Origin of the sequence: Bacillus sp. JJ664, assembly GCF_036962205.1 — a bacterium.
Lineage (GTDB): Bacteria > Bacillota > Bacilli > Bacillales > Bacillaceae_G > Gottfriedia.
Window position 1 is genome coordinate 1 of the sequence record NZ_JBALMS010000040.1, and the last position, 24,131, is coordinate 24,131.

The following is a 24,131-nucleotide window of genomic DNA, read 5'->3' on the forward strand; positions in this document are numbered from 1 at the left end:
TCCTGCTGTTCCTGGTGCACCTGTTGCTCCCGTTGCTCCTGGAGGTCCTCCTGAAGGTCCTGTTGCTCCTGTTGCTCCCGTTGCTCCCGTTGCTCCTGGGACTGCTGGTGCTGTTGGCCCCATTGGTCCCATCGGACCCATTGGACCCATTGGACCCATTGGTCCCATTGGACCCATTGGTCCCATTGGACCCATATGGCCTCTTTTTCCTCTTTCTCCGTCGTCTCCGTCTTTACCTCTTTTTCCTCTTTCACCTTTAGGACCCGTTACACCCGTTGGGCCAATTAGGCCATTTTGGCCTGTTGGGCCTGTTGGACCTGTTGGACCTGTTGGACCAAATGGCGGGAATGGTGGGAATGGTGGTTCTGGTGGAAATGGAGGGAATGGCGATCTTGGTGGTGGTAATGGCAATTAAAAACACCTCTCGTTTAATAAATTAGTTGTACAGTTTATATTATAAAAAAAGGACAAATTGGTTCATTCACAATACAAAAATGAGTAAAAAATGGAAAAAAATAGGTGATTACTCTATTTAAATTCTTTAAGTAGTTTACCAAAATCGCCTAAAACGAAGAAACCAGGAATCGATTAGATTCCTGGTTTTTCATTAATATTCTATATTATATGAACTTGTCATTAGCCTCTTAACTGAGCACTATGAGTTTCTTCAACGGCTTTTAATACTTTTTGATGAGATTTTGTCACTTCTTCGTCTGTTAAAGTACGCTCTGGATCATAATACGTTAGTGAGAACGCAACAGATTTTTTACCTGCTTCCATTTTATCACCTTCATATAAGTCAAAAATGATTGCTTCTTTCAACAATTTTCCACCTACTTGAACAATCGTAGATAAAATATCTCCAGCAAAAACAGCTGAATCTACTACAAGTGCCATATCACGATTCATAGCTGGGAAACGCGGAATTGCGTTATATAAAATATCATCTACTTCTGTATTAAATAGTTTTGCAAGTGATAATTGGAATACATATGTCTCTTTAATATCCCATTCTTTTTGAGTTACTGGATGTACTTGGCCAATGAACCCAATTTCTTCGTTGTTTACTAATATACTTGCTGTACGACCTGGGTGTAGATCTTCTTTTTTTGATGCAACATAAGAAATTTTATCTGATAGCCCTAATTCATTAAATAAACCATCTAATATTCCTTTTACAACATAAAAATCAACAGCTTTTTTCTCACCTTGCCATGCATGTTGTAACCATGATCCTGTTAAGGCACCTGCTAAATACTCTTCTTCACGAGGAAGTTCATTGTTTTCTAATGTTAAGAAAACTGAGCCTGTTTCAAATAATTGTACATTTTCCTCTTTACGAGCAACATTATAAGCTACTGCGTCTAATAAATGAGGTACTAAACTAAAGCGTAGCTCACTTCTTTCTTCACTCATTGGTAAGGATAAACGAACTGGCTTTGCATCACCAGATTCTAATGCAAAACGTTTTACTTTACTATTACTAGTTAATGAATAAGTAACTGCTTCAAATAAACCTGCATGTTGTAAAAACTGACGAGCTCTACGACGTTTTGCTTGATAAACAGTTAATTGTCCACGGCTAGCTACTCCTGTTGGCAATGTTGCAGGGATGTGATCGTAACCAAACATTCTACCCACTTCTTCAACTAAGTCTTCTTCAATCGTAATATCTCCACGGCGACTAGGAACTGTTACAGTGAAAAGCTCCCCATCTTGTTTCGCTTCTAGACGTAATCGACGGAAGATATCTTTAACTGTATCAGCATCAATCGAAGTACCAAGTACATTATTTATTTTACTAACTGCAACAGAAACTTCTGGTGCATTATTTACAAGATGATTAGCAACTACAGTGCCTTCTACAATCGTACCTCCTGCAAGCTCTGCCATTAACTGAGCAGCACGTTCAGATGCAGAGTAAGTACGAGATGAATCAATTCCTTTTTCAAAACGTGCACTTGATTCACTACGTAAACCTAGGTCTTTTGAAGTTTGACGAACTGTTTGACCTTTGAAAACAGCTGATTCAATTAATACATCTACGGTATTCTCGTCAACCTCAGTTGATTGACCACCCATTACACCAGCGATCGCAACCGCTTCATTTTCTGTTGCGATTACTAAATGATGCGGTTGTAATGTACGTTCTTCCCCATCTAATGTCGTAATTGTTTCATTAGATTTTGCATTTCTAACGATGATTTGTTTGCTATTTAACTTGTTATTATCAAATGCATGTAAGGGTTGACCGTATTCAATTAAAATATAGTTTGTAATATCAACTATATTATTAATTGGACGAATACCTGCACTCATTAAACGAGCTTGCATCCACAATGGAGAAGGACCAACTTTTACGCCTTTAACTAATTTTGCGCTATAGTATGGAGCATCTTCCTTTGATTCTACTGAAACACTGATAAAGTCTGCAGATCCAGACTCTTCTGTTGCAACTGCTGGTAATTTCACATCTTTATCTAAAATTGCAGCAACTTCATAAGCTACTCCAATCATATTTAAACAATCCGCACGATTCGGTGTTAAACCTAATTCTAATACAGCGTCATCACGATGTAGAACTTCTAATGCATCCGCACCAACTTCTGCATCACTAGGTAGAACGAAAATTCCGTTCGAAAATTCCTTCCCAACTACTTTCCCTTCTACTCCTAGTTCTTGAAGAGAACAAATCATTCCTTCAGAAACTTCACCACGTAATTTTGCTTTTTTAATTTTAAAGTTTCCAGGTAATACTGCACCAATTTTTGCAACGATAACCTTTTGACCTTTAGCCACATTCGGTGCACCACAAATAATTTGTACGGGCTGTTCTTCCCCAACATCAACTGTACATTTTGATAACTTATCAGCTTCTGGATGTTGTTCACGTTCCATTACATAGCCTACTACAACATTTTTAATTCCTTCAGAAAGATTGTTAACACCTTCAACTTCAATACCAGCTTTTGTGATTAATTTTGCAAGTTCTTCTGGTGTAACACCACTTAAATCAACGTATTCTTGTAACCATTTTGTTGAAACAAACATGTTTTGTCCCCTCCTACCTTACATTTGTTGGAATTGCTTTAAGAATCTAATATCGTTTGTATAGAAATGACGGATATCATCAATGCCGTATTTTAACAGTGCAATACGCTCAGGACCCATTCCAAATGCAAATCCTTGAACTTCCTTCGAGTTATAACCAGCCATATCAAGTACATTTGGATGAACCATACCTGCACCTAAAATTTCGATCCAACCTGTATGTTTACACATATTACAGCCTTTTCCACCACACTTCATACAAGAAATGTCCATCTCTACTGATGGCTCAGTAAATGGGAAGAAACTTGGGCGTAAACGAATTTCTCGATCTTCACCAAACATTTTTTTCGCAAAAAGTTGTAATGTTCCTTTTAAATCACTCATTGAAATGTTTTCACCAATTACTAAACCTTCAATTTGCATAAATTGATGTGAGTGAGTAGCATCATCATCATCACGACGGTAAACTTTACCCGGACAAATAATCTTGATTGGCCCTTTTTCAACATTCGCTTCCATTGTTCTTGCTTGAACTGGAGATGTATGAGTTCTCATTAAAGTTTCTTCAGTAATGTAGAATGAATCTTGCATATCACGAGCAGGGTGACCTTTTGGAAGATTTAGCGCTTCGAAGTTATAATAATCTTTTTCAACTTCAGGTCCTTCAACTACTTCATAACCCATTCCGATAAATAAGTCTTCAATTTCTTGAATGACAGCTCTTAAAGGATGCGCACCACCAGCTTGAACAGGACGTCCAGGTAATGTTACATCGATACTTTCGCTTTCTAATTTTTCATTTATAGCACTTTGTTCTAGTAAAACTTGTTTAGCCTCAAGTTTTTCTTGAATTGCTGCACGTACCTCATTTGCAACTGCTCCCATTTTTGGACGCTCTTCAGGAGATAAATCCTTCATTGCTTTCATTGCCTCTGTAATTGGACCTTTTTTCCCAAGGTAAGCGATACGTACTTCATTTAAGGCTTTTAAATCTTGTGCCTCTTCAATTTGTTTAATCGCTTCTGCTTGTAAAGAAACTAAACGCTCTTGCATCTTTATTCCTCCTATACTTCTACCATTTTTTTCATACATTTTTAAACATAAAAAAACCTCGCTCCCAAAAAGGGACGAGGATTGATCGCGGTACCACCCTAATTAACAGTTAGTGCATCGTTGCACTTCTACTGCTCACTTCATTCATGTAACGGTCTATTTGACCGAGTCGCCTTTACATATTTAATGGTCCCGGCGCCAGCTCAAGAGGTGAATTCAATTTAATTTCCTATAAAAGTGCTTTCAGTCTCAGGCACTTTCTCCCTATATAGGGTACTCAAATTTACTAGTCTCTATCATCGCATTTATATATTAAATTTTCTTAACTTATTATAGTGATATTTTTGAATTATTGCAACTGCTCTACGTGTGATTTTTCTATCACATTATCTTAATCACTCCACAAAACACTCATTCTTTACATGACGAAAATCATATTAATAATTGAATACAGTCAAATTGGAGGAATTTTTGATTGAAAATAAGAAATCAGTTAATCGTTGGATTTTCAATTATTATATTATTAACCATATCAATGTTTACTTATAACTTTTAAATAGGTAAAAAAATATTAACTCAATTTCTTTAATAGAAGATCAAACGAATGATGTAAATCATGCAAAGGAAATAGAATTTTTATTATCAGGTCAGCAAGCTTAGAACAAATCTCTGCAGCCTCTCAGTCTTTATCAGCAATCGCTGAAGAGTTAGAAAATGAAACTCAGCGTTTTAAAATATAGGCTTTGCTCATAAAATTGCAAAAGAAAAAGAGGTGCAAATTTGCACCTCTTTATTTATAAGCTATACATTAATATTCCTGCTGCGATTCCTACGTTTAATGATTCTGCTTTTCCGTAAATTGGGATATAAAGGTTTTCGTCCGACAAAGAAAGTAGGTTAGAATTGACTCCTTTTCCCTCATTACCAACAATTATGGCAAAACGATTAGTCGCTTTGACTTCATTAAATGGTTTAGCATTTTGTAATGAAGTTCCGTATACCAATATTCCCTGTTCTTTTAATTCTGAGATCACTTCGATTAAGTCTCCACGTAAAATAGGCATATGGAATAAAGAGCCTTGTGTTGAACGAATCGTTTTCGAATTATATAAATCGCTTGTACCAGTCCCAAGTATAACTGCATCATATCCAGCAGCGTCCGCTGTTCTGATCATTGTACCAACGTTTCCAGGATCTTGAACTTCATCAATTAATAATAATTTAGATACTTTTGCAAAGTCTACCCTCATATATGAAAATTCGATGATTGCGTAAATACCTTGTGTTGTTTCAGTTTCACTTAATTCTTTACTAACTTCTTTAGAAATATATGTTAACTCAAAAGAGCCTGGTGAAAAGCTAGATGGTAAATCGATTTCTTCCGAAAGTAATAAATGTAGGATCGGCGCATCATTCTTAATTGCTTCTTCCACTAGATGAAAACCTTCTACAATATATTGTTTGGCTTTCTCTCGACCCTTTTTTGTATGCAATTTTTTCCAAGCTTTAACAGAGTTATTCTGTATCGAATCAATTCGTTTCATATTATAACCTTATACCTTTCTTCGTATATCATAAAGATAATAATACATAAATTTGATACTGTTTACAAATACTACTTAAAGCACAATATGAAAGGAGAATTCAAATGAATTTTAACATTCGTGGAGCAGTTCTTCACAATATTACTGGTAACAAAAGTGATCAATTAGAAGCTACAATTGTAGATGCAATTCAAAGTGGTGAGGAAAAAGTATTACCTGGATTAGGTGTTTTATTAGAGTTATTTTGGAATCATGCTTCAGAAGAACAAAAACATGAGTTATTAGCTGTTATTGAGGGTGGAATACAAGGTTAAATACTTTCATTGTTTTAGTCTTTTTTTAGTTAAAAAAGTAGAAGCCTCGAACTAATTGCTCGAGGCTTCTTTGACGAACTATTCCAATTAAGTTGTTATCTAGTTTTTAAGTCTTCTATTGAATCAATATCCATATATTCTGGAACAGTTAATCCTAATTTTGTACCTTCTAAGTTCGGTCCAAGATCGACCAGCTTACTTTTATATTCATTTATATAATCACTATGTGTAGTTGGTAGCCATGCTGCTACTAATGCATCAGCGCTTCCATCTGCTACACCTGCAAACATAGGACCTGCTTCAACTTGTTTTAGCGTTACATCATAACCTTGTTGTTTTAGAACTGTACCAATCACATTCGTGCTGGCAATTTCAGATTCCCAAGCAACATAAACAAGGCTTATTTTCTGGCCATTGCCTTTTGGGACATCCTTCGTCCACTTGGCTACGATATCATCATGATTGTCTACCCAATTTTTAGCAGCTTCCTCTGGCTTTGTTCCTTCTTGAACATCACTCATTACTTTTTCCATATCAGATGGTTTCCAGTAAAATTGATCAAGAATTTTGAATGCACCAGGATTTTTTTCTTTTAATCCTTTTCTGACCATCGTGTGGATTGATTCATCTTTTCCAAATGATCCTTTTGGATCTTCTAAATATTTCAATTTATATTTTGTAAACATCCAGTGTGGCGTCCAACCAGTAACAATGATTGGTTCTTTTTGTTCATAAGCTTTTTTGAGTTCTGCAGTCATTGCAGCAGATGAACCTTCTTTTAAAGTCCAATCTTTTAAGCCATAATCACTCATTGCTTTTTCGGTTGCCTTCATCAGACCTGCACCTGGATCAATCCCCGTAATTTCATACTGTACTTGATCTCCTACTTTATTAGAAGATGTTTTGTCAGCTGTACCTACTGTGAAAGCAGTTGTAAGGAAAGAAATGAAAAAGATTAGTGTAACAAATCCATATACATATTTTTTAGCAAACTGATTGCCATAAACAGGTTTCCTTAAGTTTTGTGAGATTCTATCAAGAATAATAGCAATGATTACAATCGATAGACCCGCTTCAAATCCTTCACCAACTTTTATTTGTGTGACAGCACGATAAACCTCTGCCCCTAAACCTGGCGCACCAACTAAAGATGCAATAACAACCATCGATAGTGATAACATAATACTTTGATTCACACCTGCTAAAATCGTAGGAGCAGCCAATGGTAGCTGTACCTTCATGAGTTTTTGCCAAGTTGTTGAACCAAATGCATTAGTCGCTTCAATTAAGTCATTTGGGACTTCTCGGATACCAAGATTTGTAAGTCTTATTGTAGGCGGTACTGCGAAAATAACAGATGCTAAAATACCTGGCACAACACCAATCCCGAAAAAGAGAATAGCTGGTATCAAATACACGAATGCCGGCATTGTTTGCATAAAATCGAGAATCGGCGTAATGACCTGTTTCACTCGATCGTTTTGCGAAGCCCATATACCAAGTGGGATCCCGATTACCATCGTTATGATAACCGAGGATAATATTAAAGCTAATGATTCAATTGTTGCATCCCAAAGTCCTAAATTATCAATTAAAAGTAAACCTAGAAAAGTAAATAACCCTACTGTCCATCGACTTGTATAAAATGCTAATAATGTGATAAACAAAATTAACACAATCGAAGGACCTATTCCTAAAACCTTTACAAAGATATCTAATAGGGTTTCTGTGATGTTTGTGATTGTACTGAATAGCGGATTGAAATGTTTGATGATAAAATCAACAATGGCATCAATCCAATCTGCTAACGGTAATTTATGCATCCCCATTACATTAACCCCCTTTTATATTTAAATCTTCTTTTTTACCTGCAAGTGCTCCAATTACCGCACCTCTGATGATGACACCTTTTAATCTATTTTCTTTGTCAACAACAGCAAGAGGCAGAACCGAAGTCGCAAGCGATTCGATTACATCTGTAAGAAGTGTTTCTTCAGAAACTACCACAATATCTTTTTGCATGACTTCTTCAACACTTTTATTTTCTCTCAATGCAAGTGATGCTTCGTCAGCCGTTATTGCTCCAAGTAATTTTAATCTACGATCTACAACAAATATGCTTGAATATCCTTGATCTCTCATAATTTGAAGTGCTACCCTTGGACCACGGTCTGGCGTTATTCTTTCTGCGCGCTTAAGAACATTTGCCGCTGTTAATACTTTCGACAAATCAACATCTTCTACAAATCGCTCTACATATTCATTTGCTGGATTAACCATAATTTCTTCTGGCGAACCAATTTGTATAATATGTCCGTCCTTCATTAATGCAATTCTGTCGCCAATTCTTAATGCTTCATCAAGATCGTGGGTGATAAAAATAATTGTTTTCTTCATCGTCTCTTGTAATTCTAACAGTTCATCCTGCATGTCTTTCCTGATTAATGGATCGAGCGCACTGAAGGCCTCATCCATAAGCAAAATATCCGTATCACTCGTCAGAGCTCTCGCTAGGCCAACCCTTTGCTGCATACCTCCACTTAGTTGAGAAGGATATTGATTTTCATAGCCTTTTAATCCTACAATTTCTAAAGATTTTTTTGCTTTTTCAGTTCTTTCTTGTGCAGAAATATTTTGTATTTCAAGTCCATATTCCGTATTCTCTAAAACTGTTTTATGTGGGAATAATGCAAAGTTTTGAAATACCATACTGATTTTTTTTCGACGAACATCCCTTAACTGCTGTGCATTCATTTTCACTATATCTTCGTCGTCAATTAATATTTGACCAGTTGTGGGATCAATTAATCGATTTAACATTCTAATTAATGTCGACTTCCCGCTGCCTGATAAGCCCATAACAACAAAAATTTCACCTGGGTAAATTTCAAAATTAGCATCATTTACACCAATTGTTACGCCAGTTTCTTTTAAAATTTCTTTTTTTGAGTAACCTTTCTCAAGTAACTTTATGGCATTTTTAGGCGATTTACCGAAAACCTTCGTTACATTTTTCACTACAACTTTTGATTTCATCAACTCACCCCGTTTTAAAATTATTAATATAAATACTTTTTCCAATACATAATGTTTTTATGATGACGGCAGCTTTTTAAAGAAAGAATATTCAAAAAAGTAAACATGCAATAAAGCATGAACAATAAAAGTAGCCAAGTACTTAAAAAGTCTTGGCATGCTACAATTTGTCTCTCTTGGAAGAAGAAATGTCGTTCCAAGATTCATTTAAATGTAGTGGAAAGTTTATCTGCTATTAATGTTAACAATAAACTATGACAAAACTATGTCAGAACAATGTTAACAATGATACATTTGATTACAGACTTTTAACCAGTTTATTCCATTTTTTAGGTTATACCGTTCTAAGCCTTTTAGAACAAAGCGTTTTGCTACTGTCAATATATATTACAAAATGGTAATGTTTTTTATCTAAACTTAATTAAAAACTAGCTTTTCTCACTAAAGGTAATTCCAAAAATCCACCTATTTTCAAATTGTAAGTGTTAATGAAACGACTGGCCGTAAGATCTATCATCACTAGCAAATATAAATTAAATAAACCCCCTCAAGATGCTTGAGGGGGTTTTACTTAGTTATAAGTTAATCGATCGACAGTTTCGCGATCTAAACGTTTAATGACTTCTACAATAAGTTTTACAGTGTTTTCATAGTCATCACGGTGTAGGATACCAGAATGTGAGTGAATATATCTAGTTGGAATAGTAATGGCAAGCGACGGTACACCTTTCATTGTAATATGCATCGCGCCTGCATCTGTTCCTCCACCTGGCATTGCATCGTATTGATAAGGAATACCAATTTCATCTGCAACATTTACAACAAACTCACGTAAGTCTTTGTGAGATACCATTGAAGCATCATAAAGAACTATTTGTGGACCTTTTCCTAATTTGCCTTGAGCTTCTCTTTCTGAAACTCCTGGCATATCACCTGCAACACCAACATCTAGTGCAAAACCAATATCTGGATCAATTTTATAAGTAGATGTTTTAGCGCCACGTAGTCCAACTTCTTCTTGTACAGTACCAACACCAAACACAATATTTGGATGCGGTTGGTTTTGTAATTGTTCTAATACATCAATCGCAATTGCACAACCAATTCGATTATCCCATGCTTTTGCTAATAATAATTTTTCATTTTTCATTGTCTGGAATTCAAAATAAGGAACCACTTGATCTCCAGGACGTACTCCAAATTCTAATGCTTCTTCTTTACTTGAAGCACCGATATCGATAAACATATCTTTAATATCGACTACTTTTCTTCTAGCCTCAGGACTCATAATATGCGGTGGTTTTGATCCAATAATACCTGTTACATTACCTTCTTTAGTTGTAATCGTAACACGTTGAGCTAGCATTACCTGAGACCACCATCCACCGATTGTTTGAAAACGTAAAAAGCCTTTATCATCAATCTGTGTGACCATAAATCCAACCTCATCAAGGTGCCCGGCAACTTCAATTCTTGGCCCATTAGCATCTCCTGTTTTCACAGCAATTAAGCTACCTAAATTATCCGTCGTAACTTCATCAGCAAATGGCGTTATATATTTCTTCATTACTTCGCGTGGTTCATGTTCAAAACCAGCTACACCATTTGCATCTGTTAACTCTTTTAACATTTGTAACTTAGCATCTAAAGTAGACAAGGTCATCCATCCTTTTTTCTAATTAATGTTTATGTACATTATCTATTATACAATTAGCCTATCTTTTTGACAAAATCATAAGAATATTTAATCTTTAACCTACATCTTTTACACTTCCTTTTGGACCATGTTGAAAAGTAGCTTTCTTCCAATTCCCAAAAAAGTAATAAAGGATATGACATAGAACTGCTACTGTAAATGCAATTCCAAAGCTCCCCCAAATACTTAAAAAGCCATACTGATGTCCTAAATAATATGCGACTGGATTCCGTACTAACCACATCGCACAAAAAGTAAATAGTAATGGAGGCATAACTGCTCCCGTTGATCTGACAACCCCTGCAAGAACCAACGTTACACCGAATAAGATATATGGCCAAAACATAATATAACTAATTGTCACTCCTAAATCAATTGCATGCCCAGTCGTTGGTAAAAATAATGAAAAAGCTTGCTTACTAAATATATTTAATAAAAGAACAAGACCACCTGTCCAAATCACATTGAACAAAACACCGATCAAAGCAATACGTCCAATTCTTTCCAACTTCCCTGCACCAATACACTGTGCTACCATTGATGTCACTGCTCCACCAATTGCCATTGCGGGCATTTGAATATAACTTGAAAGTTGAAACGCCACACCAAAAGCAGCTGTAGATTCAGATCCAAATGAATTTACTAAGTGAAAGAGTGCTAAATTCGCTGAAGAAACAACGATCATTTGTAAACCCATCGGTATACCTTTTACAATTAGTACCTTTATTAAGCCCCAATCAAACCTAACTAAGTTTAACTCTTCTTTTTGTAGTCTTAAAAAATACTTTTTTGAATAAATCGTTATCACTAACAAAACAAAACTAAAAGTTTGAGCTATTAATGAAGCGAAGCCCGACCCAGATATACCCATTTCAGGAAAAGGTCCAATACCTTTTATGAAAAATGGGTTTAATATAACATCTAATCCAACAGATAATAGTAAAAAGTAAAATGGAGTTTTCGAATCACCAGACCCTCTCATGATTGCCATAACAAGTGTGTAAGCAAACATAAATGGAGTGCCTAAAAACATCATACGAGTATAAGAGATCGCAAAATTGATCGTATCCCCAGGTGTATTCATAAGCTTTAAAATTGTTGGAGAAAATACAAAACCAATGATTGCTACTATTAAGGAAAGGGCAATAAACAAGGCTAAGCTTGTACCTACTACTCTTTTCGCTTCACTAATATTCTTAGCACCTATATTTTGTGCTATTAAAATAACTGCTGCCATAGAAATCCCAAAAATGGCTCCTGACAAAAAGAACATTAATATATTCGCATTAGAAGTAGCCGCTAATGCTTGTTCACCTAAAAACTTTCCTACCCAAATTGAATTAATTGAACCATTTAAGGACTGCAGTACATTTCCTAAAAGCATTGGCAAAGAAAAGAAGAATAATGTTTTCGCTATTGGTCCTTCAGTTAATTGATTGCCGTGTAGGTTTTTGGGCTTAAACATCATATCCCTCCATTTCTATAAAATATTACTCTATTAATCATCGTAACAGAACAATTGCAATTAGATAAATAATTCACTCTACATTATGATCCATATTCAAATCATAATTCACACTAATTTCATAATTGCGATTTGAAGTAAAGCATAATTAAGCTTACAATGGAAAAGTACATTTTTAAATACAATCTCTGGAGACAATAATGATTACAACAACTGTTTTATATAAAGAAGCAAAACATTTCATTTCGCAGTGCTATGAAGAGCTTAATATCGCTGATCGAATAGAAGAACGTTTAAAAGATATTGAAAATGAAATAAAATCAACTGGCTACTATACACATACCTACCAAGAAATCGAACATGGTGCTAAGTTGGCATGGAGAAATAGTAACCGATGCATCGGTAGATTATTTTGGGATAAACTTCGAGTTCTAGACGCTCGCCATATAAATGATGATGAGGGTGTTCAACAAGAAATCATTCATCACATTCATTACGCTACGAATGCTGGTAAGATTCTTCCGACAATTACAATTTTTAAGCCTTGTTTAGATGAAACTGACTGTATACATATTTTTAACCATCAGCTTCTTCGTTATGCCGGCTATGAGACTGAACAAGGAATCATCGGTGATCCAAAATCTATTCCTTTTACAAAAGAGTGTGAAAGTCTAGGTTGGGAAGGTAAGAAAACAAATTTTGATATATTACCAATTGTTTATACTATCGATGGACAAGAGAAAAAATGGTTTTCAGTGCCTCAAGAAATAATTTTAGAAGTTCCAATTGAGCATCCTGAATTTGACTTTTCTCCGTTACAAGCAAAGTGGTATGCAGTACCAATGATTTCAGATATGCGATTGGAAATCGGTGGCATAACATATAGTGCTGCTCCATTCAACGGCTGGTACATGGGAACTGAAATAGGTGCACGAAACTTCGCTGACGAATTCCGGTATAATATGCTTCCACAGGTGGCTGACTTAATCGGATTAGATACGAAAAGAAATAGTACCTTATGGAAAGACCGAGCATTAGTTGAATTAAACATAGCAGTTTTACATTCGTTCAAAAAAAATGGTGTTAGTATTGTAGATCACCATTCAGCTGCTCAGCAATTTCAACAATTTGAAAAACAAGAATCAACATGCGGAAGAGAACTTACAGGTAACTGGGGATGGCTTATACCACCAATGTCTCCAGCTACAACGCATATATTCCATAATAGATATGAGAATACGATTATCAAACCTAATTTTTTTCCTAACAATAAAACCAATTAAGAATTATTAATTGATTAAACTAACATAAAGCGTGCTTAGAAATTTTTTCTGAGTACGCTTTATTTCGTTTTCTGATCACATTTCTTACCTTCATACCTCTCAATTTTGCTAAAATGAAAATATCGATGATTTCAAAATACAGATAAAAGGGAGAATTCAATGATACTTTTTAAAAATAAACACGTAACCGTTTTTCAAAGTGCATTATTTCAAACGAACTCAACTGTTGTTGAAACAGAGGATTGTATCATAGTAGTTGATCCAACATGGCTTCCAAATGAAATTAATGAAATTAGGAAGTATGTAGATGAGATTAGAAAGGAACGACCTATTTATTTATATTTTACGCATGGGGATTTTGACCATGTGATTGGTTACCACGCCTTCCCAGATGCTACTACAATCGGAAGTATCAATCTACATAATCACCCTGAAAAGGATAATAAAGTTGGGAAAATTAAACAGTTCTATTTAGATAATTATATCCAACATACTGAACCGATTCTTTTTCCTGAAATTGATTTGATTATCACCGAGGATGGTCAAACAATTAAAGTCGGGAATACATCTTTAGTTTTTTATCTGGCACCAGGTCATACGCAGGATGGATTATTCCTTTATGTCGATCAGTTAGATGTTTGGATTACAGGGGATTATTTATCTGATTTCGAGCTTCCAATCGTTTTTGATAGTGTGAAAAGTTATTACGAAACATTAGAAAAGGCATTTGAATGTATTACAAACAAGCAATTTTCATTATTGATACCTGGTCACGGTAAAGTAACTGAGTCAAAGGAAGACGCATTAAATCGCTTTGCCTTTGCAAAAGATTATTTAACTCGCCTTCAACAAGCTGTAAAAATGGAAGATGAAAAAGCGATCAGTCTTCTAGAGAAAGAATTTTTATTCCCGTCTACATTTACGAAGTTTTGTCATGAATGCAATGTTAAAAATATGAGAAGTGAGTATTGTCATTCTTAATAAAAAGGAGTATGCGAAGTACTCTCAATAAAAAGACCACACAACCTATAATACGCAATAAACTACTTACAACCTAAACGGATAAGTTTCAGCTTGAAAGTCTAATAAAAAAACAAAAAATCCTTAACATATACATGTTAAGGATTTTTAATGTTATTATTTTAAGTTAGCTTTTGCAGCGTTCGCTAATTCAGCAAATGCATTTTCGTCTGTTACTGCAATATCAGCTAACATTTTACGGTTAACTTCGATACCAGCTAATTTTAAACCGTGCATTAAACGGCTGTAAGAAAGACCGTTCATACGAGCAGCCGCGTTGATACGAGTGATCCATAATTTACGGAAATCACGTTTTTTCTGACGACGGTCACGGTATGCATACATAAGTGATTTCATCACTTGTTGGTTTGCAACTTTGAATAATGTATGTTTTGAACCGTAATAACCTTTTGCTAATTTAATAACCTTTTTACGACGAGCGCGTGTAACTGTACCGCCTTTAACTCTTGGCATATTGTTTCCCTCCTAGATATCTATCTAATCCGTTATCGTTCTTATTTCATGTTTGTAAGCATGAAGCGAATACGTTTGAAATCGCCTTTGCTTACTAATGAAGCTTTACGTAATTTACGTTTTGCTTTAGTAGATTTATTAGCGAATAAGTGGCTTGTGTAAGCAGAATTACGTTTTAATTTACCAGAACCAGTTCTTTTAAAACGTTTTGCTGAACCACGGTGAGTTTTCATTTTAGGCATATCGTGTTTCCTCCTCAAATAAATTACTTTTCGTTTTTAGGTGCTAAGACTAAGAACATACTACGACCATCCATTTTAGGGTGTGACTCAACAGTTGCAACTTCTGCACAAGCAGTTGAGAAACGATCAAGTACTCGTTGTCCAATTTCCTTATGCGTAATAGCGCGTCCTTTAAATCGAATAGACGCTTTAACTTTATCGCCTTTTTCTAAGAACTTAATTGCATTACGAAGTTTTGTGTTAAAGTCATGTTCATCAATTGTTGGACTTAAACGAACTTCTTTCATGCTAATAATTTTTTGGTTTTTACGGCTTTCCTTGTCTTTCTTTTGTTGCTCAAAGCGGAACTTTCCGTAGTCCATAATACGACATACAGGTGGTTTTGCCGTTGGTGCAACCATTACTAGATCAAGGTTTACATTTGAAGCTAACTCAAGAGCCTCTTGTTTAGTCTTGATACCAAGTTGATCTCCGTTAGGACCAATTAAACGAACTTCACGTGCACGAATTCCTTCGTTTACCATCATGTCTTTGCTAATAGTAAAACACCTCCAGGGTATTGTAAGAATTACCTTAATTTGTTTTTATTGAAGCAAACCTCAAACCCAATAAAAAAGTGTGGGTATATAAATACACCCACACTGACAGTATCAAAGTAATAATGATTCTGTTACCTGACAACAGCCTACAGCGTCATCCAGGTGAGAAGCGGGTGCTTCTACTTCAAACAAATAAGTATTCTTTTCTTACGTTACTATAACATAGCGACATGATGTTGTCAAGATTCGTATGTTTTATTCGCAACGAAATTTATTATAGCAAAGAAACTTATTTATGACAATCATTTTTTTATTTTCATAAAATTCATTTCGATTTTTCTTGTGTAAAGTCTTGTAAAGTATGTATGTGCACCCGTTCTTGAAAGATATTTTGTAATGTAACAATTAATGCTAAATCTACTGTGGCAGTATATAAATGAATTCTTTTGGGTGCAATGGCAGCTAATGGTACAATCAATTCATTATCAATGTATTCCCTGTTTTTGACTCCTTTACCATACTCTCTTAATGACTCTTTTGAGATTGGTAAGAGTAAATGATCATACACACTAAATTTCCCATCATATACAATATGAACATTAGGGATTAGTGAATCTGATTTTAAAACTAGTTGTCTTAAATTTTCAATTAGGTTTTGATATTCATTTTCTAATTTGTATTCATCGATCGCGATTTCACATACATAAGCAAGCTGCTTATTATACTCTTTTAAACGGAATGTAATGAACGAATCAAAGCTAAAGCTTATTCCATCTTTTACATATTGAATAATTGCGTTTGTAATCAATTGCTTGCTCTTACGTATTTTCTTTTGGTTTGGTACACTTCTTCTTGTCCCTCGTAATAATGACTGTGCAATTGGAATGATTTGCTGTTGTTCAACTTCCTCATAGAAAAAAGATGTATGTAAAATGGATTGAATCCACTTATCTTCTTTTTGAAGTAAAATAAATTGTACTAGCGTTGGCACTAAGATACTTTTTATTAACTCTTCAGTATTTTGAGGAAAAGTAATTAATATTGTATTCATTTTGTGTTTTCTTAGAAAGTATGGTCTCGATTGATTTTTTAAGCGTTTTTGTAATCGGTCGTAGACATAAGCTGCATCAATGGGTTCATTGAAAAAAATTTCAATCACCCTGTTCCCCCCTTTCAAGCACCACCTAGTCCTATATATATTAAGAAGAGAATTAAAAAATGCCGTAAAATCACTTTGATTCGTGATTTTACGGCATTTTTGTTTTTATGATGTGATATGTCTACGATTTGAACCAGAAATCCTAATTGGCTTCGCTAAATAATTAACACGATCTACAATGCGGGCTGCTTTTACTTGTTCTTCTTCTCCACGTTGTGAATATGTCAAATGGTGTTTTAATTGAGTGATATCTGCGTTTGAAGTAAAAAATGTAGGTAATTTTTCAAGCATACGATATTGAAGAATCGTACCTAGTATTTCATCCCTTGCCCAACTTGACATTTGTTCTGCCCCTATATCATCGAGCATCAATACTTCAACTTTTTTAACAGCTTGTATTTTTTCTTCTAATGTCCCTTCACTGATTGAGCTTTTTAATTCACGTAAAAACTCAGGCAAGTACACAAGCATTGATGAAATTCCTTCTTCTGCTAATTCATTTGCGATAGCACCAAGGATATATGTTTTCCCTACGCCGAATGGGCCGTGTAAATATAGCCCTTGCATCATTTTTCCTTTTTCAAAATTTTTAACAAATTGATCAGCAGCTATAATTGCTTCGAGGCGCCCATCTTCTTCTGTTGATAAATTAGACATTGAAGCTTGGAGCACATCTTTAGGTAGGTACAGGCACTTAATTAATGATTCATGCTTCTTACGTTGATCATTCTTTAAACCATTTGGACATCGATCATACTGAACATCAATTCTTTTTCCTTGTATGATTAGATGCGGATGATAGCCTTGAACCAAATTTTTACATCCTTCAAAGGTTGGGCAATCATGACATTCAACACTTTGACCTATATACTCATAAAGCTTATTTAAGCTTTTATCGATCATTTCATCTGTAATTTCATTTTTATTTTGAATTAAAAATGGTGCAACTTTTGGGTGACTGCGGACTTCATGTCGCATTTTTTCAAATGTATTTTGGAATTGTTTATTTTTCATTAATGCAGAGAATGCGTTTTGAATTGGTTCCATTTCGTCCTCCCGTTACCGTTTTTTCTTATTTTTATACATCTCAAGTTCTTTTACTAATAGTTTTCGTTTTTCATCAACCGAAGTGTCATTTGTCTCTACAGTTTTCGGAGCTACACTTGCTTCACTTGGTTGTAACCAGTCAGGTACGATTTCAGTACGAATTGCTTTGTTTCGTCTATTACCTGTTCTTGCCTTCGCAGCTGTTGCACCTTGTCTTGTCTCTTCAAATTCTTTTCGAGCAAGATCCATCGCTTGCTTTACTGTTGTTACACCTTTTCTTGCCCAATGGCTTGCGATTTTAATAACATAATTTCTAGACAACTTCTTATCTAAACGAATCATCACATAGTCAATTAATACATTTGCTACTCCAGGAAGTAACTTTTGATCAATCATAATCTCTTCAATAATTTTTAAATCTGCCTCACTTGGCTCTGCACCACCAGATATTTCTTTTAAATATTGGCGAGGTGAGATTGTTTCAAAGCATTGAATTAGTTTTTCTTCCTGTGTAGTTGGTTCTGCTTTCAGTTCTCTATGCTGAATTGGTTGAACCTTCTCAACAATCGTAGGCAATGCTTCATGATGTTGAAATTGATACCATTCTCTTGCTTCTAAACGCAGTGATTCAGTATTAATTTTATTTTCATCGTTTAATGCACGCATGACAATCGTTTTCATTTGAATTGGGTTAATGCCATATAAAAAAGCTAGCTTTAAAATGGTATCTTTAACTTCTACAGTAAAAGATCGTTTTGGAACAAATGAATCAGATAAACCATCTAAAAATAAATCATAATCAAACTCTTCCATTTTGACAGAAATTTTTAATGGCTGCTGCTCTTTTAACAACCTAGTATTCTGCGTTTCACTTTGAGTGATCTCATTATTCTTTTGTATTTCATGTAGTTGTTCCATTGTAACAGTTTGAAAAACGGAATCAAATGAACTAGAAATATCACGATATCCCTCTTTGGAAAACGTTTGTCTACTAAAAAAGTTTTTCGCTCGTTGATATTGAGTTTTACCGATTGTTTTGAAAAGGAAGATATTTAATATAGGATCTTCAAAAAAAGAATGGGGATCAAGCGGAGATTGAAGTTCATAAAGTAACTTCTTAGTACCTTCTTCAGACCCTTCATACACTTTAAGTAAACCGATTCCCTCTAACATTAACCTTTGCTCATAAATTGTCTTTAAATTTGTTCTCATCCCAAGCATTAAAGAATGATGTGTTAAATTATTTGGATTGAGGTCTGTTTGTTCACATTCACTCCATAAAGTCATGTACAAGCTTAATGCCTGGCTACCAATGATTGGTTGATACAACATCGTTAAAACCTGTCTGTGAAAATTATGTAAATATCCTGCAGCCAATACCGTGTATGGATCTGCAGGCAGAACATCCATCCAATGTTGCTTTTCAATAGACATTCAAACAATCCTTTCTTGTATCAAAAGAGCGAAGTACTATTCGTCCTTACCTCGCTCTTTGTTAATTAAATCTTTTAATTCATCAATGAATACATTTATATCTTTGAATTGACGATAAACTGATGCAAATCGAACATATGCAACTTCATCAACTTTAGATAAATGATCCATAACCATCTCACCTAAAACTTCACTTGGAACTTCAGATGTCCCACTATTTTTTAATTCTTTTTCTATATTATTAATAATGCCTTCAAGTTGAGATAATGATACAGGGCGTTTTTCACATGCCTTAATAAGACCTCTTAACATCTTATCTTTACTAAACTCCTCACGAGCTCCCTCTTTTTTAACAACTAAAATAGGATTATCTTCTACTCGTTCAAAGGTAGTAAAACGATGCTGACATTCTTCACATTCACGTCTTCTTCTAATTGATCGACCTTCATCCACAGGTCTGCTATCAAGTACTCTTGTCCCATTATAATTACATGTTGGACATCTCATCGTTTCATTTCAACTCCAAACACAGTTTTGTTAAACAGACTATTATAACTCTATACTATAACAAAATTCAAATAAACTAAAGTATGAAATGTGGAGGCGACTGTTCAGCTGCGACAAGCATAAGGAGAATAATCCATTTTTATAGACAAAAAAGAGAGGTGAATAATCACCTCTCTCCATTTTTTTAGTTACCACTAACAACTTTTACTTTATTAACTTGAATGGGACCCATTCCTCTAGGTAGCTCAACATTTTCACGCGTATCAGCTTCAAGAGCCTCAGCGATATAGTTTGCAGCTACATTTGGATCAATTCTATCACCGCAAGTGTAAACATCAATACTTGCATAACCATGCTCAGGAAAACTGTGAATAGTTAAATGTGATTCTGAAATGATTACGACACCACTAACGCCATGAGGAGCGAACTTGTGAAAAGCAACTTCACGAATTTCTGCACCAGAACGTAATGCAGCATCAACAAAAGTTTCCTCAATAAATTTCATATCATTTAATTTTTCTGTGTTACAACCCCATAATTCCGAAATGACGTGACGACCCATAGTATCCATATTCATTTCCCCCTTAAATAATTTTACATGACCCCTATTGCAAAAGTATGATCAACTACCACGGGGGAAAGTTAGTCCAAAGAGGTCCTAACCCTTTAAGTAATTAGTTATACTTTTAGAAGTTCACGAAAGTTAGTATACTTTTTTTAAATTTGAATTGCAAGATAAATTTCATTTTTTTGTAATTTACTAGTTTAAATGTGAAAAAAATATGTATAATACAAGCTATTTGCCCGAGTGCCCAGCATTCTTGCAAACTTCGAAAAGACTAGCCGATTATGAAATCAACTAGTCTTTTGTATTCGCTTACATTAGTTTGTGAAATTACGATTCTTAGTTTTGAACTGGTTCAAGCTTAGAAATTTTAGCAGCAACAATTGACACTAAGTCAACTACACGTCTAGAATAACCCCACTCATTATCATACCAAGCTAATACTTTCACTTTTGTCCCACCAATCACCATTGTTGAAAGTGAATCAATAATCGCAGAATGTGTATTGCTGTTAAAATCAATTGAAACTAATGGTTCATTACAGAATTCGATGATTCCATGCATTGAACCTTTTGAAGCTGTTTCAAATACTTCATTTATTTCAGCAACTGTTACTTCTCTTTTTAAATCAACAACTAAATCTACAAGTGATACGTTTGGTGTTGGTACACGTAATGCCATACCATGCAATTTACCATCTAAATGAGGTAATACTTTTGAAAGTGCTTTAGCTGCTCCAGTTGTTGTTGGAATGATTGACTGGCTACAAGCACGCGCTCTACGTAAATCTTTATGTGGATTATCTATATTTTTTTGATCATTTGTAAATGAGTGAACTGTCGTCATTAATCCATTTACAACTCCAAATTGCTCATCTAATACTTTGACAACTGGCGCTAAACAGTTCGTAGTACAAGAAGCATTTGAAATCACATTGTGTTGTTCTAAGTCTAATTTTTCATCGTTTACACCAATTACAACAGTTATATCTTCATTTTTACCTGGTGCAGTTAAGATGACTTTTTGAGCTCCTGCAGTTAAGTGCATTTTTGCTTTTTCTGCATCATTAAATTTCCCAGTAGCTTCGATTACGATATCAACATTTAGTTCGTTCCATGGAAGTAACTCTGGATTTCTCTCACTAATTAGGTCGACACGTTTTCCATCAACAAGTAAGTGATCAGCATTCGCTACAACCTCACCGTCAAATTTCCCATGAACAGTGTCATATTTAATTAAATGCGCTAAAGTTTCAGCTGGATAGCTAGCATTTATCGCAACGATGTTATAATCTGCATTTTTAATTGCTTGACGGAAAACCATGCGTCCAATTCGACCAAATCCATTTATTGCTACATTTACCATAAGTAAACCCCCAATTAAGTTATACTGATTTATTATATCCCCTTAATTAGTATAACACATAACGCGGATTTTGGTTAAACTATTTACATTATTTCTATAAATTATTTTATTTTTTTTAATAAGTCCATTACTTGTTTTTTTGTTTCAACTAGATTTCCATTATTATCGATTACAAAATCTGCTCTTGCTTCTTTTTCTTTAACAGGTATTTGTGATGAAATTCTACTGATTGCCTCTTCTCTTGTTAAATGATTTCGATTCATTAATCTATTTAACTGTGTTTCTTCATTTACTGTAACAACAATAACTTTTTCAACTAAATGGACTAAATTACTTTCATATAATAGCGGTATGTCCATAATGACAAGAGACTCTCCGTTTGCTAAATATGTATTGGTTTGCTCTAACATAACTCGTCTAACTTCTGGATGTACAATGCTATTTAATAGTAAGCGCTTTTCTTTGTCATTAAAAATAATACCACCAAGAAGAGGGCGATTAATCTCTCCATTTTGTAGGACGATTTCAGGGCCAAATGCCTCAATAATTTTTTTATAGGCAGGTTGTCCATTTTCAACAACTTCTTTTGCAATGATGTCTGCATCGACAATTGGTATGTCACATTCCTTCAAAAAATTTGAAACAGTACTTTTCCCACTAGCAATACTACCAGTTAATCCAAAAACTTTTCCCATTACTATCTTCTCCTCATAAAGTTATAGAGGTACCAAATGGAAGAAACTCCATTCGGGTACACTCTAACAGATTGCATTCACTACATCTTCATTAATCCTAGTAAAATCAAGAATACACCTGGTAAAAACGTTAATTTCTGAAGCCAACTATTTTGTGATAGAACATTTCCTAATTTCATACCAAACAATAAAAATAGCGCACTCGCGGTTGATGTTACGGCGGCTGTTAATAATGGTGAAAATCCAAGCATTGATGCACCAATACCAGCTCCGAACGCGTCAAGTGATAGTGCAAAGCCTAATAACATCGCTTCTAATCCATTAATACTACCAGAACGATCTAAGTCTGCCGCTGTAGGCTTTTTGAGTATTTTTACAACAATTCCGAGCACTTCAATTTCGAAATTGATAATTGTATCTTCAGAATCATTTTTTTCCTCAATAACTGAGTTTGACCCTTTATTTGATCGATAAAATTGATATAACACCCATAAGCCTATACAAACTAGTACAAATCCACCAATTCTTTTCGCAATGATTGGTGAGAAAAAATTCGTAACCGCATGGCCAATCCCCATCGAGGTCATTAAAATAATCCCTGAGCAAATTGCAATTGTGATAATTGATTTCATAGGGATCTTAACTTTTCTAAGCCCATATGTGAAACCAACACTACAGCTATCTAGGCTTAATGCACATGCTAGTAGAATTAATGATAGCATATTTACCATAAAAATAGGCTCCTCTCTTTCGTACTCACGTTATAGTATGAAAGAGAGGAACCGTATGTTAATTTTTTTTAGGCTGACAGTTTGGACAATACGAAGTACCTCTTCCGCCAACTGTTATTTTCTCTATTTGCTGACCACAATTTACACATTCTAAACCTTTACGGCCATAAACTTTAATAATCTCCTGGAAGGTACCAATTTTACCTTGCGAATTAACATAAGATCGAATCGTACTCCCACCCAGATCAACAGCTTCCTGTAATGTTTCAGTGATAATCCTTGCAAGTTCTTTAATTTGTTTTGGCTTTAATGCTGATGCAATCGTTTCTGGATGAATACCAGCTCTAAATAATACTTCATCAACATAAATATTCCCCAGACCAACCACTAACTCCTGATCCAATAAAACAACTTTTATTTTTCTATTTGACTGGCCAATCTTCATTTTCAAATAGTCAGCATTAAATTCATCTGAAAAAGGCTCTGGGCCAAGCTTAGTTAATGGTGGCTGGAATTGTTCCTCACCTTTTACAAACAAATGCATAGTACCGAATTTACGTACATCTTGATAGCGAAGCTCTGTATCATCATCAAATAAAAATCTCACATGAGTATGTGCTGCGACAGGTTCATCAGCTGGAAAGACGCGATATTTCCCTTCCATTCTCAGGTGTGAAACAAGAGTAAAATCCTTGAGCTGAAATAAAAGAAATTTTCCTCTGCGATGAATATCCTCAACAGTTTGTCCTTGTAATAATAACTGAAATTCTTCAATATCCTTAGGTTGTTTAATGATATTTTCCCATGAAACAATTACTGAAGAGATCGTCTTTCCAACGACTAAATCAAATAACGTTCTTCTTACCGTTTCAACTTCAGGTAGTTCTGGCATTTACACTACTTCCATTCTA

At 34.8% G+C, this 24,131-nt stretch carries 22 protein-coding genes, 1 pseudogene and 2 other annotated features; of the genes and pseudogenes, 3 read left to right on the forward strand and 20 right to left on the reverse strand.

The genetic code is table 11. The annotated features are described in order from the left end of the window. The 4 genes and pseudogenes from V7056_RS06845 to V7056_RS06860 form a co-directional block, all read right to left on the reverse strand. Nucleotides 1-411, reverse strand: a pseudogene (locus V7056_RS06845) (hypothetical protein); the annotation flags it as partial. 225 nt (nucleotides 412-636) lie between these two features. Then, nucleotides 637-3,051: a phenylalanine--tRNA ligase subunit beta gene (pheT, locus tag V7056_RS06850; RefSeq protein WP_499700488.1), complete on the reverse strand. Its 2,415-nt coding sequence runs from the start codon at nucleotides 3,049-3,051 to the stop codon at nucleotides 637-639. An 18-nt stretch (nucleotides 3,052-3,069) separates the two neighbouring features. Then, nucleotides 3,070-4,104, reverse strand: a complete 1,035-nt coding sequence (pheS, locus tag V7056_RS06855; protein ID WP_499700490.1) for a phenylalanine--tRNA ligase subunit alpha — start codon at nucleotides 4,102-4,104, stop codon at nucleotides 3,070-3,072. Between the two features lie 67 nt (nucleotides 4,105-4,171). Next, nucleotides 4,172-4,413: a binding site (T-box leader), on the reverse strand. Between the two features lie 485 nt (nucleotides 4,414-4,898). After that, nucleotides 4,899-5,648: a TrmH family RNA methyltransferase gene (locus V7056_RS06860; protein ID WP_499700492.1), complete on the reverse strand. Its 750-nt coding sequence runs from the start codon at nucleotides 5,646-5,648 to the stop codon at nucleotides 4,899-4,901. Nucleotides 5,649-5,752: 104 nt separating this feature from the next. Between V7056_RS06860 and sspI the strand changes: the two genes are divergently transcribed. Beyond that, entirely contained in the window at nucleotides 5,753-5,962 is a 210-nt protein-coding gene (gene sspI / locus V7056_RS06865; RefSeq protein ID WP_499700494.1) for a small acid-soluble spore protein SspI, read from the forward strand. A gap of 95 nt (nucleotides 5,963-6,057) precedes the next feature. Here sspI and V7056_RS06870 read toward each other — a convergent pair whose 3' ends face one another. The 4 genes from V7056_RS06870 to V7056_RS06885 all read right to left on the reverse strand — a co-directional run bounded on the left by V7056_RS06870 (nucleotide 6,058) and on the right by V7056_RS06885 (nucleotide 12,159). Next, on the reverse strand, nucleotides 6,058-7,791 hold the full coding sequence (locus V7056_RS06870) for a glycine betaine ABC transporter substrate-binding protein (RefSeq protein ID WP_499700496.1): 1,734 nt from the start codon (nucleotides 7,789-7,791) through the stop codon (nucleotides 6,058-6,060). 4 nt (nucleotides 7,792-7,795) lie between these two features. Continuing rightward, nucleotides 7,796-8,998 (reverse strand): quaternary amine ABC transporter ATP-binding protein, encoded by a 1,203-nt coding sequence (locus tag V7056_RS06875; RefSeq protein WP_499700498.1) that lies wholly within the window; start codon nucleotides 8,996-8,998, stop codon nucleotides 7,796-7,798. A 571-nt stretch (nucleotides 8,999-9,569) separates the two neighbouring features. Next, nucleotides 9,570-10,655 carry a M42 family metallopeptidase gene (locus V7056_RS06880; RefSeq protein WP_499700500.1) on the reverse strand — a complete coding sequence of 362 codons (1,086 nt, stop codon included), beginning with the start codon at nucleotides 10,653-10,655 and terminating at the stop codon, nucleotides 9,570-9,572. A 94-nt stretch (nucleotides 10,656-10,749) separates the two neighbouring features. After that, nucleotides 10,750-12,159, reverse strand: coding sequence for an MATE family efflux transporter (locus tag V7056_RS06885; protein WP_499700502.1), 1,410 nt, complete (start codon nucleotides 12,157-12,159; stop codon nucleotides 10,750-10,752). Nucleotides 12,160-12,359: 200 nt separating this feature from the next. On the opposite strand from V7056_RS06885, the gene V7056_RS06890 reads away from it, so the two are divergent. Next, the gene (locus V7056_RS06890; protein WP_499700504.1) at nucleotides 12,360-13,442 is read left to right on the forward strand and encodes a nitric oxide synthase oxygenase; all 1,083 of its coding nucleotides are present in this window, start codon (nucleotides 12,360-12,362) and stop codon (nucleotides 13,440-13,442) included. 159 nt (nucleotides 13,443-13,601) lie between these two features. Beyond that, nucleotides 13,602-14,423 carry an MBL fold metallo-hydrolase gene (locus V7056_RS06895; RefSeq protein WP_499700506.1) on the forward strand — a complete coding sequence of 274 codons (822 nt, stop codon included), beginning with the start codon at nucleotides 13,602-13,604 and terminating at the stop codon, nucleotides 14,421-14,423. 156 nt (nucleotides 14,424-14,579) lie between these two features. On the opposite strand, the gene rplT is transcribed toward V7056_RS06895, so the two are convergent. From rplT to mutM, 12 genes are all read right to left on the reverse strand, one after another. Beyond that, entirely contained in the window at nucleotides 14,580-14,936 is a 357-nt protein-coding gene (rplT, locus tag V7056_RS06900) for a 50S ribosomal protein L20 (protein ID WP_499700507.1), read from the reverse strand. Between the two features lie 41 nt (nucleotides 14,937-14,977). Next, complete coding sequence (gene rpmI, locus V7056_RS06905) at nucleotides 14,978-15,178, reverse strand: 50S ribosomal protein L35 (protein WP_088042981.1); 201 nt, start codon at nucleotides 15,176-15,178, stop codon at nucleotides 14,978-14,980. Nucleotides 15,179-15,201: 23 nt separating this feature from the next. Next, nucleotides 15,202-15,705 (reverse strand): translation initiation factor IF-3, encoded by a 504-nt coding sequence (gene infC / locus V7056_RS06910; protein WP_499700510.1) that lies wholly within the window; start codon nucleotides 15,703-15,705, stop codon nucleotides 15,202-15,204. 77 nt (nucleotides 15,706-15,782) lie between these two features. Further along, nucleotides 15,783-15,908, reverse strand: a sequence feature (ribosomal protein L20 leader region). Nucleotides 15,909-16,042: 134 nt separating this feature from the next. Then, nucleotides 16,043-16,876, reverse strand: a complete 834-nt coding sequence (gene ytxC, locus V7056_RS06915; RefSeq protein WP_499700511.1) for a sporulation protein YtxC — start codon at nucleotides 16,874-16,876, stop codon at nucleotides 16,043-16,045. Nucleotides 16,877-16,981: 105 nt separating this feature from the next. Continuing rightward, nucleotides 16,982-17,923 carry a primosomal protein DnaI gene (gene dnaI / locus V7056_RS06920; protein ID WP_499700513.1) on the reverse strand — a complete coding sequence of 314 codons (942 nt, stop codon included), beginning with the start codon at nucleotides 17,921-17,923 and terminating at the stop codon, nucleotides 16,982-16,984. Nucleotides 17,924-17,935: 12 nt separating this feature from the next. Beyond that, a complete protein-coding gene (locus V7056_RS06925) occupies nucleotides 17,936-19,357 on the reverse strand; it encodes a replication initiation and membrane attachment family protein (protein ID WP_499700515.1) in 1,422 nt (473 codons plus the stop codon). A 36-nt stretch (nucleotides 19,358-19,393) separates the two neighbouring features. After that, nucleotides 19,394-19,864 (reverse strand): transcriptional regulator NrdR, encoded by a 471-nt coding sequence (gene nrdR / locus V7056_RS06930; protein ID WP_499700517.1) that lies wholly within the window; start codon nucleotides 19,862-19,864, stop codon nucleotides 19,394-19,396. Between the two features lie 184 nt (nucleotides 19,865-20,048). After that, complete coding sequence (gene speD, locus V7056_RS06935) at nucleotides 20,049-20,435, reverse strand: adenosylmethionine decarboxylase (RefSeq protein WP_088002927.1); 387 nt, start codon at nucleotides 20,433-20,435, stop codon at nucleotides 20,049-20,051. Nucleotides 20,436-20,768: 333 nt separating this feature from the next. Continuing rightward, entirely contained in the window at nucleotides 20,769-21,794 is a 1,026-nt protein-coding gene (locus V7056_RS06940; RefSeq protein ID WP_499700519.1) for a glyceraldehyde-3-phosphate dehydrogenase, read from the reverse strand. Nucleotides 21,795-21,895: 101 nt separating this feature from the next. Then, nucleotides 21,896-22,489 (reverse strand): dephospho-CoA kinase, encoded by a 594-nt coding sequence (coaE, locus tag V7056_RS06945; RefSeq protein WP_499700521.1) that lies wholly within the window; start codon nucleotides 22,487-22,489, stop codon nucleotides 21,896-21,898. Between the two features lie 80 nt (nucleotides 22,490-22,569). Further along, complete coding sequence (ytaF, locus tag V7056_RS06950; protein WP_499700523.1) at nucleotides 22,570-23,220, reverse strand: sporulation membrane protein YtaF; 651 nt, start codon at nucleotides 23,218-23,220, stop codon at nucleotides 22,570-22,572. A gap of 58 nt (nucleotides 23,221-23,278) precedes the next feature. Then, complete coding sequence (gene mutM, locus V7056_RS06955) at nucleotides 23,279-24,112, reverse strand: DNA-formamidopyrimidine glycosylase (protein ID WP_499700525.1); 834 nt, start codon at nucleotides 24,110-24,112, stop codon at nucleotides 23,279-23,281. Between the last annotated feature and the right edge of the window lie 19 nt (nucleotides 24,113-24,131).

Coding starts and splice junctions, on each gene's coding strand:
- pheT (WP_499700488.1), bottom strand. CDS start 3,051: ATGTTTGTTTCAACAAAATGGTTACAAGAATACGTTGATTTAAGTGGT.
- pheS (WP_499700490.1), bottom strand. CDS start 4,104: ATGCAAGAGCGTTTAGTTTCTTTACAAGCAGAAGCGATTAAACAAATT.
- V7056_RS06860 (WP_499700492.1), bottom strand. CDS start 5,648: ATGAAACGAATTGATTCGATACAGAATAACTCTGTTAAAGCTTGGAAA.
- sspI (WP_499700494.1), top strand. CDS start 5,753: ATGAATTTTAACATTCGTGGAGCAGTTCTTCACAATATTACTGGTAAC.
- V7056_RS06870 (WP_499700496.1), bottom strand. CDS start 7,791: ATGGGGATGCATAAATTACCGTTAGCAGATTGGATTGATGCCATTGTT.
- V7056_RS06875 (WP_499700498.1), bottom strand. CDS start 8,998: ATGAAATCAAAAGTTGTAGTGAAAAATGTAACGAAGGTTTTCGGTAAA.
- V7056_RS06885 (WP_499700502.1), bottom strand. CDS start 12,159: ATGTTTAAGCCCAAAAACCTACACGGCAATCAATTAACTGAAGGACCA.
- V7056_RS06890 (WP_499700504.1), top strand. CDS start 12,360: ATGATTACAACAACTGTTTTATATAAAGAAGCAAAACATTTCATTTCG.
- V7056_RS06895 (WP_499700506.1), top strand. CDS start 13,602: ATGATACTTTTTAAAAATAAACACGTAACCGTTTTTCAAAGTGCATTA.
- rplT (WP_499700507.1), bottom strand. CDS start 14,936: ATGCCAAGAGTTAAAGGCGGTACAGTTACACGCGCTCGTCGTAAAAAG.
- rpmI (WP_088042981.1), bottom strand. CDS start 15,178: ATGCCTAAAATGAAAACTCACCGTGGTTCAGCAAAACGTTTTAAAAGA.
- infC (WP_499700510.1), bottom strand. CDS start 15,705: ATGATGGTAAACGAAGGAATTCGTGCACGTGAAGTTCGTTTAATTGGT.
- dnaI (WP_499700513.1), bottom strand. CDS start 17,923: ATGGAACCAATTCAAAACGCATTCTCTGCATTAATGAAAAATAAACAA.
- V7056_RS06925 (WP_499700515.1), bottom strand. CDS start 19,357: ATGTCTATTGAAAAGCAACATTGGATGGATGTTCTGCCTGCAGATCCA.
- nrdR (WP_499700517.1), bottom strand. CDS start 19,864: ATGAGATGTCCAACATGTAATTATAATGGGACAAGAGTACTTGATAGC.
- speD (WP_088002927.1), bottom strand. CDS start 20,435: ATGGATACTATGGGTCGTCACGTCATTTCGGAATTATGGGGTTGTAAC.
- V7056_RS06940 (WP_499700519.1), bottom strand. CDS start 21,794: ATGGTAAATGTAGCAATAAATGGATTTGGTCGAATTGGACGCATGGTT.
- coaE (WP_499700521.1), bottom strand. CDS start 22,489: ATGGGAAAAGTTTTTGGATTAACTGGTAGTATTGCTAGTGGGAAAAGT.
- ytaF (WP_499700523.1), bottom strand. CDS start 23,220: ATGGTAAATATGCTATCATTAATTCTACTAGCATGTGCATTAAGCCTA.
- mutM (WP_499700525.1), bottom strand. CDS start 24,112: ATGCCAGAACTACCTGAAGTTGAAACGGTAAGAAGAACGTTATTTGAT.